This window comes from Microbacterium sp. zg-B185 (assembly GCF_030246885.1).
Taxonomy (GTDB): Bacteria; Actinomycetota; Actinomycetes; order Actinomycetales; family Microbacteriaceae; genus Microbacterium.
Map to the genome: position 1 here is coordinate 70,545 of NZ_CP126739.1, position 13,686 is coordinate 84,230.

The 13,686-nt window shown below is 69.9% G+C and carries 12 protein-coding genes and 1 pseudogene; 6 read left to right on the forward strand and 7 right to left on the reverse strand.

Annotation, left to right across the window (positions count from 1 at the left end; all coding sequences use genetic code 11):
- Positions 1 to 16 precede the first annotated feature (16 nt).
- Positions 17 to 571, forward strand: a complete 555-nt coding sequence (locus QNO12_RS00350; RefSeq protein ID WP_257500900.1) for a hypothetical protein — start codon at positions 17 to 19, stop codon at positions 569 to 571.
- A 38-nt stretch (positions 572 to 609) separates the two neighbouring features.
- On the opposite strand, the gene QNO12_RS00355 is transcribed toward QNO12_RS00350, so the two are convergent.
- From QNO12_RS00355 to QNO12_RS00370, 4 genes are all read right to left on the reverse strand, one after another.
- Entirely contained in the window at positions 610 to 1,440 is an 831-nt protein-coding gene (locus QNO12_RS00355) for an esterase/lipase family protein (protein WP_257500899.1), read from the reverse strand.
- Between the two features lie 42 nt (positions 1,441 to 1,482).
- On the reverse strand, positions 1,483 to 2,697 hold the full coding sequence (locus tag QNO12_RS00360) for an amidohydrolase (RefSeq protein ID WP_257500898.1): 1,215 nt from the start codon (positions 2,695 to 2,697) through the stop codon (positions 1,483 to 1,485).
- Between the two features lie 461 nt (positions 2,698 to 3,158).
- A complete protein-coding gene (locus tag QNO12_RS00365) occupies positions 3,159 to 4,181 on the reverse strand; it encodes a LacI family DNA-binding transcriptional regulator (RefSeq protein ID WP_257500897.1) in 1,023 nt (340 codons plus the stop codon).
- A gap of 21 nt (positions 4,182 to 4,202) precedes the next feature.
- On the reverse strand, positions 4,203 to 5,891 hold the full coding sequence (locus QNO12_RS00370) for a glycoside hydrolase family 13 protein (protein ID WP_257500896.1): 1,689 nt from the start codon (positions 5,889 to 5,891) through the stop codon (positions 4,203 to 4,205).
- A gap of 63 nt (positions 5,892 to 5,954) precedes the next feature.
- On the opposite strand from QNO12_RS00370, the gene QNO12_RS00375 reads away from it, so the two are divergent.
- Positions 5,955 to 6,497 carry an adenine phosphoribosyltransferase gene (locus QNO12_RS00375; protein WP_374761002.1) on the forward strand — a complete coding sequence of 181 codons (543 nt, stop codon included), beginning with the start codon at positions 5,955 to 5,957 and terminating at the stop codon, positions 6,495 to 6,497.
- Positions 6,498 to 6,624: 127 nt separating this feature from the next.
- Here QNO12_RS00375 and QNO12_RS00380 read toward each other — a convergent pair.
- The 3 genes and pseudogenes from QNO12_RS00380 to purS all read right to left on the reverse strand — a co-directional run bounded on the left by QNO12_RS00380 (position 6,625) and on the right by purS (position 8,603).
- Positions 6,625 to 7,529, reverse strand: a pseudogene (locus QNO12_RS00380) (2-hydroxyacid dehydrogenase).
- A 121-nt stretch (positions 7,530 to 7,650) separates the two neighbouring features.
- Positions 7,651 to 8,358: a phosphoribosylformylglycinamidine synthase subunit PurQ gene (gene purQ, locus QNO12_RS00385; RefSeq protein WP_257500894.1), complete on the reverse strand. Its 708-nt coding sequence runs from the start codon at positions 8,356 to 8,358 to the stop codon at positions 7,651 to 7,653.
- Positions 8,355 to 8,603 (reverse strand): phosphoribosylformylglycinamidine synthase subunit PurS, encoded by a 249-nt coding sequence (purS, locus tag QNO12_RS00390; protein WP_257500893.1) that lies wholly within the window; start codon positions 8,601 to 8,603, stop codon positions 8,355 to 8,357. Before purS ends, purQ begins: the two co-directional genes overlap by 4 nt.
- Positions 8,604 to 8,873: 270 nt before the next feature.
- On the opposite strand from purS, the gene QNO12_RS00395 reads away from it, so the two are divergent.
- From QNO12_RS00395 to QNO12_RS00410, 4 genes are all read left to right on the forward strand, one after another.
- Entirely contained in the window at positions 8,874 to 10,148 is a 1,275-nt protein-coding gene (locus QNO12_RS00395; protein ID WP_257500892.1) for an ABC transporter substrate-binding protein, read from the forward strand.
- Positions 10,149 to 10,230: 82 nt separating this feature from the next.
- Positions 10,231 to 11,253: a carbohydrate ABC transporter permease gene (locus QNO12_RS00400; RefSeq protein ID WP_374113556.1), complete on the forward strand. Its 1,023-nt coding sequence runs from the start codon at positions 10,231 to 10,233 to the stop codon at positions 11,251 to 11,253.
- Complete coding sequence (locus tag QNO12_RS00405; RefSeq protein ID WP_257500891.1) at positions 11,250 to 12,167, forward strand: carbohydrate ABC transporter permease; 918 nt, start codon at positions 11,250 to 11,252, stop codon at positions 12,165 to 12,167. The genes QNO12_RS00400 and QNO12_RS00405 overlap by 4 nt, the downstream gene beginning before the upstream one ends.
- Position 12,168: 1 nt before the next feature.
- Positions 12,169 to 13,656, forward strand: coding sequence for a GH1 family beta-glucosidase (locus QNO12_RS00410; RefSeq protein WP_374761001.1), 1,488 nt, complete (start codon positions 12,169 to 12,171; stop codon positions 13,654 to 13,656).
- Positions 13,657 to 13,686: the final 30 nt, after the last annotated feature.

Consider the following 13,686-nt stretch of genomic DNA (forward strand, 5'->3'; position numbering starts at 1 on the left):
CCGCTACCGTGAGGGCATGCTCGAACTGGAGTTCGCACGCGACGTCGTGGTGACCGGTGCGATCTTCGGTGCCGCGGCGTTCGTCTGGGCGGGATGGGCGCAGGAGCGCCCCCCGCGAGGCGTGATCTGGCGGATCGTGCTGGTGGTGCTGCAGATCGCCGGCCTGGTCCTCCTGGGCTTCGCGGTCCCGGGCGCAGTCAGGCACTGGAACTGGCCGACCGCGATGGATCCCGGAAGCGCCGCCTTCGTCTGGTACGTCGTGGTGTTCTGGCTGGAGGTGCTGGCCATCATCGTGCTGGCGATCCTGCTCATCCGCACCCGGCGCGCGTACCTGATCGCCCCGGCCGTGCTGGTCATCGTCGGTGTGCATTTCGTTCCGCTCGCCTTCGTCTTCGGCCAGCCGCTCATCCTGATCGCCGCGTTGCTGATCACCGCCGCCGGTGCCGCTGCGCTGTTCCTGCCGCGCACGAGCGTCGCGCCGAGCTTCTGGTGCGGCATCCTCGCGGCGCCGATCTTCCTGATCCTCGGCACTGTCGCCCTGGTCGCGGGGATCCCTGCGCTCGGGCCCTAGCTCGTGCGACGACGGAGTCGGATGCCGCCGCCGCGCAGTCAGTCGGTGGACAGCATCCGGACACCGTCCAGCACTGCGGCGTGCGTGAGCGGCGACGCGAGGATGCGGAAATGTCCGGTCGCGGGCACCATCACGTTCGTCGCGCCGTCCAGCGCGCTGCCGCCGGGGATGTGCGGGTCGAACCGGCCGAACACCGACACGATGCGTCCGTTGACCGATTCGTCGCGTCCCAGCATCACGATCGTCTCGCCGTCGGGCAGGAACTCGCGGATGCTGGGCACGACGAACAGGCCGGCCAGACGCGACCCGTGGAAGGGCGTGCACACCGCGACCAGTCCGAGCAGCCCCAGGGGCGCATCGGAGCCCGTGGATGCCGAGGCGCCGGCCGCGGCATCCGCCGGATCACCGCCGGTCGCGGCCTCGACCGCGGCCGCCGCGGCTGCGCCCGAGGACACCAGCAGGTGCTTGCCGATCAAGCCGCCCTTGCTGTGCGCCACCAGGACCCGGCCGGCCGCCGACGGCGGTCTGCCGGCCAGGGCGCGGCCCAGCCGTTCCGATGTCTCCACGATGCTGCGGCGGTTCGTTCCGAGGCCGTGGACGACCCGGACCCGATGCCCCGCCGCATTGAGGGCATCGCCCAGCGGCCGCAGAAAGGTCCAGTGCTCGTATACCCCCGGCAGCAGGATGATCTCGGCGAGCCGGTCCGAACCGGAACGCCAGGCGCGCGGACCGGGACGCCGGCGGCCTGGCGTGCCGAGGGCGCCGACGATCGCGAGCTGCCGACGGGCGGCGTAGGCGTAGTCCAGCGCCCACCACCACCCGCGTACGAGCCATGAGGGCTTCTCAGGAGCCTTCGCGCCGCCGGTCATGGGGGGGATTCTCCCATCGCGGACCCGACCCGGTACCGCGCCTCAGCCGAGGAACTCGCGCGCCGCGACCACCAGCGCGCCGACGCCCAGGTCCAGCGTGGGGCGGAGCACCGGTGCGAAGAACGGCGAGTGATTCGTGGGGATGTCCCGGTCGATGGTCCCGGCCGCCTTGGCGTCCGCGAAAGCCTGCGGGTCGATGCCACCCCAGAACCAGAACACCAGGGGTGCGCCGGCCTCGCGCGCGAACCACGAGACGTCCTCGCTCCCGGTGAACATGCCGGGGTCCACGACCGTGCCTTCGCCGAACGCGCGGTCGAAGGCGAGCGTGAGCTGCGCGGTCGCATGCACGTCGTTGATGGTCGGAGGCAGCGAGTGGTCGATCGCGATCACCGGCTCCTCGTCGGCGCCGGAGGCCTGCGCCTCGGCGCGGACGACCCGCTCGACCTTCGCCAGGACGCGCTCGCGTGCCTCGTCGTCCGGGTAGCGCAGGCTCAACTCGAGTCGCGCCTCGGCCGGGATGATGTTGTTCTTCAGCCCCGCGTGGATCGAGCCCACCGTGACGACCGCGACATCGCGGGGGTCGACCTCGCGCGAGACGATCGTCTGCAGGCGCATCACGGTCGCCGCGGCCATCACGACGGGGTCGATGGTGGAGTGCGGGCGCGAGCCGTGTCCGCCGCGTCCGAGCAGGGTCACGGTCAGGCCATCGGATGCCGCCATCTGCGTCCCGGAGCGCACGCCGATCGTTCCCGCGGGCAGCGGGGTGACGTGCTGCCCGAGCACGATGTCGGGCTTGGGGAAGCGCTCCAGCACGCCGTCGGCGATCATCGCCTGCGAACCGGCGCCGTACTCCTCGGCGGGCTGGAAGACCGCGACGATCGTGCCGGACCACTCCTCCCGGGTCGCAAGCAGCTGCTCCAGCGCGCCGAGGAGGCAGGTGACGTGCATGTCGTGGCCGCAGGCGTGCATCACGGGGACGTCGGTGCCGGCGGGATCGATCCCGCGGGCGGTGCTGGCGTAGGCGAGGCCGGTCTGCTCCTGGACGGGCAGCGCATCCATGTCGGCGCGCAGCCACACCACGGGTCCGTCGCCGTTGCGGATGACGCCCACCACGCCGGTCCTGCCGATGCCCTCCTCGAACTCGATCCCCAGCTCACCGAGTTCGCGGGTGACGACACCCGCTGTGCGCGTCTCCTGGAACGACAGCTCGGGATGCCGGTGCAGATCGATGTAGAGCGCTTCGAGGTCGACAGTCATGCGTCAGAGCCTAGTTCGCGCGACCGGCCTGTCCGGCTGTCCCTCGCTGGTCCGCGTCCCCGCCCTCGTCCCCGAGGCGGCGAGGCGGCGAGGCGGCGAGGCTCGCCTGTCACGACACGCCGGCGCACGCAGCGGTTTGCGACAGGCGAGCGGTGGGTCTCGTGACGCGATGCCGTCCGCGGGGCGCTGGGCCGCCGAGGTCCCGAGGCTCGCCTGTCACGACACGCCGGCGCACGCAGCGGCTTGTGACAGGCGAGCGGTGGGTGTCGTATCGGGGCGGCGGTTCCACGGGGGTTCCAGGGCTCGCCTGTCACGACACGCCGGCGGGGGTCGCAGGTTGTGACGGGGGAGCAGGGGGACGCGGGACAGAGGACCGCGCGACTGAGGCGGCGGCGCCGCGGGGCTGAGGCGGGGGCCCCGCGGGGCTGAGGCGGCGGCGCGGCCGAACTCGGGCGGCGGCCTCAGCGGCGCGGGGGTGCGGTGGTGCCTCGGACGATCAGTGCGAACGGCAGAGCCCGAGGAGTCTCCGGACGGGCGGGCGCGGCATCCATGGCCTCGAGTTCGTCCAAGAGCGCGTCCGCGGCCCGCTCGCCTTGACCCATCGGAAACTGGTCCACGGTCGTCAGCCGGAAGAACTCGCCCAGCTCATGCCCGTCGATGCCCACGACGGAGAGGTCCTCCGGCACGCGGTGACCGAGCTCGCGCGCCGCGAGGAGGGCGCCGATCGCCATCTCGTCGGACGCGGCGAAGATCGCGGTGGGACGCTCGCCGGGGCGGCCGAGCAGCCGCTTGGCCGCGTGGAAGCCGCCCTCGATGGTGAAGTCCGCCGGCTCGTACAGGGACGGGCGAGGGGGGATGCCGGCATCCGCCAGTGCCTGCTCGAATCCCTGCCGGCGGTGCGTGGGGACGTGGAAGTCGATGTCGAACTCGGGGCTCGCGCCGATGTGCGCGATGTCGCGGTGACCGAGCGTGAGCAGGTGTCCCGTGGCCACGCGCGCCACGGCCGCATCGTCGACCGTGAGGGTGGACAGCCCCGGGTTGGGGCCGCCGATGGCGATCATCGGGAGGTTCAGCTCGCGCATGCCCGCGATCTCCTCGTCACCGAGTTCGATCGAGATCGCGATGACGCCGTCGACCCGCTGGCGACGCAGGAACGTCTGGAAGACGCTCCTGCGCTGCTCGCGATCGGCCGTCAGGCTGTACAGGGTGATGTCGTAGCCGCGCCGCATGAGTGCCGAGGCGGTTCCGCTGAGCACGGTGCTGAAGAACCAGCGGTCCAGGAAGGGCACCAGCACGCCGATGTTGCGCGTACGCCCCGAGGCCAGGCTCGAGGCCGACGACGAGACGACGTAGCCCAGGCTTCGCGCCGCCGACTCGACCCGGTCGCGGGTGGCGGCCGAGACGTGGCCGCGGCCGCTGAGGGCGCGCGAGACCGTGGCGGTGGAGACGCCCGCGTAGCGGGCGACCTCACCGATGCCGACCACGTCGTCCGCCCGGTCCCGGGGTCAGGCTTCGACGCCGACGAGCCAGACGGCCGTGTCCACCGGCAGCGTCCCGTCCACTGTCGGGCCGGTCGCGGCGATCACGTCACCCTGCGGCAGCGGGATCGACGCCGAGCCGATGTTCGCGATCACGGTCACGTTCCCGTTGCGGAATGCGAGTACGTCGTCGGGGTAGCCGCCCAGCCATTCCAGCGTCCCGGCGCCGAGGCCGAACGCGCGCCGCGCGGCCAGCAGCGATCGGTACAGCCAGAGCGTCGAAGCGCGGTCCTGGACCTGGACCTCGTGGGCGAGCGTCGCCCAGCTGGACGGCTGCGGCAGCCAGGCGGCGCCGGTCGGGCTGAAGCCGTAGGCGGGCTCGGTCGCGGACCACGGCAGCGGCACCCGGCATCCGTCGCGACCATAGCGCTCGCCGCCGGTGCGGAACCACGTCGGATCCTGGCGGGCGGAGTCGGGAAGGTCGATGGCCTCGGGAAGACCGAGCTCCTCGCCCTGGTAGATGTACGCCGAGCCGGGGAGCGCGAGCATGACCGCGGTGGCGGCGCGCGCGCGGCGGAGTCCGAGTTCGGCGATCGGCTTGCCGGGCGACAGGGGGCCGATTCCGTGGCCCTGCGGGTTCTCGGCGGTCAGGGCCAGGCGCGAGGCGTGCCGCACGACGTCGTGGTTGGACAGCACCCATGTGCTGGGGGCGCCGACGGCGGCGAAGGCGCGGATCGACTCCGAGATGACGGAGCGCAGGTGAGCGGCATCCCATTCGGTCTGCAGGTAGGGGAAGTTGAACGCCTGATGCATCTCATCCGGCCGCACCCAGAGCGCGGTCTCATCGGGAGTGGGCCGCCATGCCTCGGCGCACAGCGCACGGTCGCCGTCGTACTCGGCGAGGATCCGGTGCCAGTCGCGGTAGACGTCGTGCACGCCGGGCTGACCCCAGTACGGCACATCCGGCTCGCCGCCGCCCATCGAGTCCGCTTCCATGGGCGGCGTGTAATCGGGCAGACCCTCCGCCTTGATCAGGCCGTGCGCCACATCGACGCGGAAGCCGTCGACGCCCCGGTCCAGCCAGAACCGCAGCACGCCGCGGAACTTCTCGCGAACCTCCTCGTTGGACCAGTCGAAGTCCGGCTGCGACGTGTCGAACAGGTGCAGGTACCACTGGCCGGGTGCGCCGTCGGCCTCGACCACGCGGGTCCAGGCCGGCCCGCCGAAGACGGATTCCCAGTTGTTGGGAGGAAGCTCGCCGTGCTCGCCCTTGCCCTCGCGGAACAGGTAGCGCGCGCGCTCCGCGCTTCCCGGACCGGCGGCCAAGGCGGCCTGGAACCACTCGTGCTGGTCCGACGAGTGGTTCGGGACCAGGTCGACGATGATCCGGATGCCGCGATCGTGCGCCGCCTGCACCATCTCGTCGAAGTCGGCCAACGTGCCGAAGAGCGGGTCGACGTCGCAGTAGTCGGCGACGTCGTATCCGGCATCCTTCTGCGGTGAGCGCTGGAACGGGCTCAGCCATAGCGCGTCCACGCCCAGCTCGAGCAGATCGTCCAGGTGTGCGGTGACACCGGGAAGGTCGCCGATGCCGTCGCCGGAGCTGTCGGCGAAGGAGCGCGGGTAGATCTGGTAGATGACGGCGGTGCGCCACCATTCCGCTCCGGGGCGGGAGGAAAGGGCGTCGGCGCGCTCGGCGATGTCGGGCGAAGTCATCACTCCAGGATAGTGCAAGCGCTTGCAGGTGGGGTCCGAGGCGGCCCGTCGGGGAGGCCGGCGATGCGCGGCTACAGTTGGCGGGTGTCCTCCGCCGACCTTCTCGCTGCCGCAGAATCGCTCATCGTCTCGATCCCCGATTACCCCGAGCCGGGCATCGTGTTCCGCGATATCACGCCGCTCCTGGCAGATGCGGCGGGGCTGCGCACCGCGATCGACGCGCTCATCGCGCCCTTCGCCGGGACCTTCGACGTGGTCGCCGGGGTGGAGGCGCGCGGGTTCCTGCTGGCCGGTGCGGTGGCGATCGTGGCCGGCGTTGGACTGGTGCCGGTGCGCAAGGCGGGCAAACTGCCGCGCCCCGCGGCATCCGTGTCGTACGCGCTGGAGTACAGCGAGGCGACGATCGAGGTGCACGATGACATCCCGCACGACACGCGCGTCCTGCTCGTGGACGACGTGCTCGCGACGGGTGGGACGCTGGCGGCGGCGCATGAGCTGTTCGCGCAGCTGGGACCCACGGTCGTCGGCACGGCGGTGCTGATGGAGATCGAAGGTCTTGGCGGCCGCGACCTCGTCGGCGACGTGCACTCGGTGTTCCGGGGCTGATTCCGCGCTCCGTCGCGCCGACCGCACGGCTTCGCGTCGAGCGCACGACGTGCCTGGGCGCACACCCCGTGCGCTGGACGCAAGGTCGTGCACTCGACGGGAACCGCGAGGTCCTGCGACCGACGCGTCAGCTCTCGTAGACGACGTTCAGGGGCGGCTCGCCGGCGCGCATCCGCTCGATCTGCGCGCGGATCAGCCGGACGGTGCGGGGCCGCATAGCGCTGGACGCCCCGCCCACATGGGGGGTGATCAGCAGGCCGGGCAGCTCCCACAGCGGGTGCTCGGCCGGCAGCGGCTCCGGGTCGGTCACGTCCAGCGCCGCGCGGATCCGGCCACGGCGGAGGTGGTCGACGAGGGCGCTCGTGTCGATGAGCTCCCCGCGTCCCACGTTGACCACCAGCGCCCCGTCCGGCAGCGCGGACAGCGCGGAGTCGTCGATAATGCGACGGGTCGCGTCGCCGCCGGGCAGCGTCACGATCACGATCTCGGCGTGCGGCAGCAGGTCCAGCAGCTCGTCCACGCCGTGCACCGGCATCCCGTCCTCCACGCGGGAACGCGACGCGACGACCGTGAGGTCCACCTCGAACGGTGCGAGGCGGGCGGCGACCGCCTTGCCGACGCCGCCGAAGCCGAGCAGCAGGACGCGGCGATCGGCCAGGCTGTCGGAGAACTCCGACGCCCAGCGGCGCTCCCCTGCGCGCGGACGAAGGCGGGAAGGTGCCGCTGCGAGGCCAGCGTGAGGGCGATCGCGAGCTCCGCCGTCGACGCCTCGTGCACGGACGCCGCATTGGCGAAGACCAGCCCCGGTGGCAGGTGGTCCGCGACGCCCTCGTATCCGATCGACTGGCCCTGCACCAGGCGGGTGCGCACCTCGGCCAGTCGCGGCAGGACCTTGCCGATCGACATGTACGGGGGCACCACGATGTCGAGTGCCTCCCGCGGAGGCGCGGACTGCATGGTCCAGACCAGGACCTCGACGCCATCGGGCGCCGGCTGCAGCGCGGCGGCGAGTTCTTCGGTGGGAACGGACACGACAAGCGGCGGGGTGCTCACCGTTCCACGGTAGCGGCGTGCCGCGCCGGATGGCGGCACGCTTCCGTCCTGTGGAGCGGATCGGGTGCGAGGCTCTTCGTCCGGTCCGGACCCGGCCCGATCAGGCGGCCGCGGCCACCACGGCGCCGATCGCGGATGTGAAGAACGGCAGGCCGTCCAGCCCCGAGCGCATCGCGACCGCCGTGTCCGGGCCGAAGCCCTCCTCGACGGCGTGCTCGGGGTGCGGCATGAGACCGACGACGTTCCCGCGTTCGTTCGCGAGGCCGGCGATGTCGCGCAGCGATCCGTTCGGGTTCACGCCGAGGTAGCGGAAGGCCACGAGCCCCTCGCCCTCGAGCCGGTCCAGTTCGGACTCGGAGGCGATGTAGCCGCCGTCCGCGTTCTTGAGCGGGATGATGATCTCCTGGCCCTCGCTGAAGTCGGAGGTCCACGCGGTCGAGGAGTTCTCGACGCGCAGTCGCTGATCGCGGCGGACGAACTGCTGGTGCGCGTTGCGGATGAGACCGCCCGGCAGCAGCTGCGCTTCCACGAGCATCTGGAACCCGTTGCAGATGCCGAGAATGGGCATGCCCCGCGCGGCGGCGTTCTTCACGTCGGCCATGATCGGCGCCAACGCGGCGATGGCACCCGCGCGCAGGTAGTCGCCGTAGCTGAAGCCACCGGGCAGCACCAGGGCGTCCACGCCGTCCAGGTCGTGCGATCCGTGCCAGAGAGCGACCGGTTCGCCACCGGCGACGCGGATGGCGCGCTGCGCATCCCGGTCATCCAGCGATCCGGGAAAGGTGATGACGCCGATCCGCGCCGTCATTCCACGACCTCGATGCCCACGACGTCCTCGATGACCGAGTTCGACAGGATCTCGTCGGCGATCTCGCGGGCCTTGGCCAGCACGTCCTCGCCGACCTCGCCTTCGACGGTGAGTTCGAAGCGCTTGCCGATGCGGACGGAGCTGAAATCGGACACGCCCAGGCGCGACAGGGCGCCGGAGACGGCCTTGCCCTGGGGATCGAGCAGTTCGGCTTTGGGCATGACGTCGACGACGATGGTGGGCATGAGGGCTCCGGATGTCGCGGGCGGGCGTATGGGTCCAGTCTACGGCCGCGGCATCCCGCCTCTCCGCGACGGCAGCGACGGGCGGCCGAGAACCGTGATGCGACCGTGACCTCTCCGTGGGAGCGCTCCCTTGACAGCCGTGGGAGCGATCCCATAGCGTGACGGGAGTTCGATGGGACCGCTCCCACGCACCTCCGGGTCAGACGACGCCACGAACGCTCACCCGCAACATCACCTGCAACACAACCCTGACAACACAAAGGAGTGACAGTGAACTCTCGTGCCTTCCGCAGGGGAGCCGTGGCTGTGGCCGCTTTCTCGGCTTCCGCCATCGTGCTCGCCGGCTGCGCCGGCAGCAGCGGCAACTCGCCGTCCACCGACCCCAATGAGGAGATCACCCTCACGGTCGCGACGTTCAACAACTTCGGCTACACCGATGAGCTCCTCCAGGAGTACATGGATGAGAACCCGAACGTGACCATCGTCCACAACAAGGCAGCCGAGTCCGGCGATGCCCGCAAGAACTACTTCCAGAAGCTCGGCAAGGAGGGCCTCGCCGACATCGAGGCCGTGGAGATCGACTGGTTCGCCGAGGCGATGCAGTACTCCGACCTGCTCGCCGAGGTCCCCGACAGCGCCAAGGGGCGCTGGCTGGACTGGAAGGAAGCCGGTGCCACCGACGCCGACGGTCGTCTGGTCGGCTTCGGCACCGACATCGGTCCCCAGGCGATCTGCTACCGTGCCGACCTGTTCGCAGCGGCAGGCCTCCCGTCGACCGCGGACGAGGTCGCGACGCTGTTCGACGGCGACTGGGACAACTTCTTCGACGTCGCCGACCAGTACAAGGCCGCGACCGGCAAGCCCATGATCGACGCGGCCAACTCGGTGCTCCAGGGCATCGTGAACCAGCTCGAGTACACCTACACCGAGCCGGACGGAACCGTCATCGCGACGGAGAACCCCGAGATCGCCGACGCGTACAACCTCGTCGTCGAGCGCGCCGTGCCGAACGCGGCCTACTCGGGCCAGTGGAGTGACGACTGGAACGCCTCGATGGCCAACGGCGAGTTCGCCGCGATGCTCTGCCCGGGCTGGATGCTGGGCATCATCTCCGGCAACGCCCCCGACGTGACCGGCTGGGATGTCGCCAACGTCTTCCCCAACGGCGGCGCCAACTGGGGCGGGTCGTACCTGACCGTTCCGGCCAACGGGAAGCACGTCGACGCCGCGCTGGCGCTGGCGGACTGGCTGACCGCTCCCGAGCAGCAGGCCAAGACCTTCGTCAACGCCGGTCAGTTCCCGAGCGCGATCGAGGCCCAGGAGAACCCCGCGGTCACCGACTCGACCAACGAGTACTTCAACGGCGCCCCGACCGGTCAGATCTTCGCCGACCGTTCTGAGGCCATCACGGTCACGCCGTACAAGGATGCCTCGTACTTCAAGTACCACGACGCGCTTCAGAACGCGGTCAACCGCGTCTTCGACGGACTCGAAGACCAGCAGACCTCGTGGAACACGTGGGTCGCAGAGGTCGAAGCCTTCTGACGCCCAGACGAGTGTGGGTCGCCTCGTGCGGCCCACACTCGTCCATCGCTACGCCGCCGCCCCCGCTGATACGGAGCCCCACGTGACCGCGACCGAGACCCGCCCCCCGAGGGCATCGGCATCCGCCGAACCCCGAGAGAAGCCGACCCGCCGCATCTCCTTCGGCAGTCGGATGAGCCGCTGGGACCTCAAGCTGTCCCCGTATCTGTACATCTCCCCGTTCTTCCTGCTGTTCGCGATCGTCGGGCTCTTCCCGATCGCGTTCACCGCCGTCATCTCGTTCCAGGAATGGGACCTGGTGCGAAACTCCGGCGAGTTCGTCGGGTTCGATCAGTACATCTGGATCCTCGGCCAGCCCCAGTTCTGGACGGCCCTGCGCAACACCTTCAGCATCTTCCTGCTGTCCTCGGTGCCGCAGCTGATCCTCGCGCTCTTCATCGCCGCGATGCTCGACCGCAACATCCGCGCCAAGACGTTCTGGCGCATGAGCGTGCTGCTTCCGTTCGTCATGGCGCCCGTCGCCGTGGCCCTGATCTTCAGCAACATGTTCGGTGACAACCACGGCCTGGTCAACGGCATCCTCACCGACCTCGGCCTGAATCCGATCCCGTGGCACAAGGATCCGTTCTGGAGCCACATCGCCATCGCCACCATGGTCAACTTCCGCTGGACCGGGTACAACGCGCTCATCCTGCTCGCCGCGATGCAGGCGGTCCCGCGCGAGTACTACGAGGCCGCCACCGTCGACGGCGCCAACGCGTTCCGCCAGTTCTGGAGCATCACGCTGCCGTCGCTGCGTCCTACGCTGATCTTCGTCATCATCACCGCCACGATCGGCGGCCTGCAGATCTTCGACGAGCCGCGGATGTTCGACAACACGGGTGAAGGCGGGCCGGCTCAGCAGTGGCTGACGATCACGCTGTACCTGTACAACATCGGCTGGGGCGAGTTCAATTTCGGCAGGGCAGCGGCCCTGGCGTGGATCCTGTTCCTGATCATCCTGGCCATCGGGTTGATCAACCTGCTCATCACCCGCCGCGTCGTGCGCGACGAAGGCGGCCGCGGCGAGATCGCACCGCGCCGACGGAAGGGAATCCGGCGATGACGTCTCTGGACACACCACCCCTCGCGATCGTCGAGGAGAACATCCCGAACGCCAGGCGCCGGTGGCGCGGGGAACGGACGACCAGGATCCGGGGCGTACGCGCCGGCACGTGGGTGTACATCGGCCTCGGCGTCGTGGCCGCCTCGGCGATCTTCCCCTACTACTGGTCGTTCCTGATCGGCTCGGGCACCGCATCGACGATCAACGACCCGAACATGTCGTGGATCCCCGGCGGCAACTTCATCGCCAACGCGCTGTCGGTGGTGAACGACTCGGCCGTGAACTTCTGGGTCGCGCTGTGGAACTCGATCTTCAGCTCCACGGTGATCGCGGCATCCGTCGTCGTGTTCTCCACCCTGGCCGGGTGGGCCTTCGCCAAGCTCCGGTTCCGCGGCAGAGGGTGGCTGCTCGCCTTCATCGTCGCCACCCTGGCCGTGCCCACGCAGCTCGGCGTCGTGCCGCTGTACATCCTGTTCGCGGACCTGGGCTGGACCGGCAACATCGGTGCGATCATCATCCCCGCGCTCACGAGCGCGTTCGGGGTGTTCTGGATGACCCAGTACCTCAGCCAGTCCGTCCCGGACGAGCTGATCGAGGCCGCTCGCGTGGACGGCGCATCCATGATCCGCACGTTCTGGACCATCGGCGTCGTCGCCGCGCGGCCCGCCGCGGCCATGCTGTTCCTGTTCACCTTCGTGGGCGCCTGGAACAACTTCTTCTGGCCGTTCATCGTGCTCGACCGGCAGAGTCCGACACTCCCGGTGGCCCTGTCGCTTCTGCAGTCGAACTACTTCGTGGACTACTCCATCGTCCTGGCCGGCGTGCTGCTTGCCACCATCCCCCTGCTCATCCTGTTCGCCTTCGCCGGCAAACAGCTCGTCAACGGCATCATGGCCGGTGCGGTGAAAGGCTGACATGACCACCGAACTCCGAGAGGCCTCTGCTCGCATGCTCGAAACCGCACGTCCGTTCCCGACGAAGTTCCTGTTCGGCGCGGCCACCGCCGCCTACCAGATCGAGGGTGCCGCGCACCAGGACGGACGGCGCGACTCGATCTGGGACGCGTTCAGTCGTGTACCCGGTGCCGTGATCAACGCCGACAACGGCGACGTCGCATGCGATCACTACCACCTCTACCGCGACGACGTCGCGCTGATGAAGTCGATGGGACTGCAGACGTACCGCTTCTCCACGTCCTGGTCGCGGGTGCGTCCCGACGGTGGCGCGCTGAACCCCCAGGGCGTCGACTTCTACCGTCGGCTGGTCGACGAACTGCTCGAGGCCGGCATCCTGCCGTGGCTGACGCTGTACCACTGGGACCTGCCGCAGGCCCTGCAGGAGCGGGGCGGCTGGACGGTCCGCGACACGGCCGACCGGTTCACCGAGTATGCGCTGGACATGCACGACGCCCTCGGGGACCGGGTCGACGTGTGGACCACCCTGAACGAGCCGTGGTGCTCGTCGTTCCTCAGCTACACCGCAGGGGTGCACGCCCCAGGCCACTACAGCAAGAGCGAGGGGATGCTGGCTGCCCACCACCTGCTGCTGGGCCACGGGCAGACGGTGCGCGAGCTGCGCGCGCGAGACGCGTCGCTGAACCTCGGGGTCACCCTCAACCTCACGGTCGCCGACCCGGTGGACCCCGCCGACCCTGCCGACCTCGACGCGGCGCGGCGGATCGACGGTCAGTTCAACCGGTGGTTCCTGGACCCGATCTTCCGCGCGCAGTACCCGCAGGACATCTTCGACGAGATCGCCGACGACGCGCTGCGCGCCGCCATCCGGCCGGGCGACCTGGAGACGATCGCGACCCCGATCGACACGCTCGGGGTCAACTACTACCACGGCGAGCTCGTCGGCGGCCATGCCCCCGCGGTGCCCCCGCAGGCGGGCGAGGCGCCCACCGAGCGTCGCACCGAGTCGCCGTTCCCCTCCTCGGAGGGCATCTTCTGGCACGACCGCGGCCTGCCCCGGACTCCGATGAACTGGGAAGTGCAGCCCGAGGGCCTGACCCGGCTGCTGGTGCGCGTCTCGGAGGAGTACGCGGTGCCGGCCGGCACGTCCCTGTTCGTCACCGAGAACGGCGCGGCATATGATGACGAGCCAGTGCTCGAAGACGGAACGATACGCGTGCACGACGTCGAGCGCACCGATTTCGTCCGTCTGCACCTCGGCGCCATCCTGGACGCGATGGATGCCGGCGTCGAGGTGGGCGGTTACTTCTACTGGTCGCTGCTGGACAACTTCGAATGGGCGTGGGGATACGAGAAGCGGTTCGGAATCGTGCGGGTCGACTACGACTCGCAGGAACGCTCCATCAAGGACAGCGGCCGGGAGTACGCGCGCATCATCGCGCAGCGCGCACTCGGAGACACGATGCCGGCGGGGGCGAACGGCTCGTAGCACGCCTTGCGGGACACACACGGAAGGCGC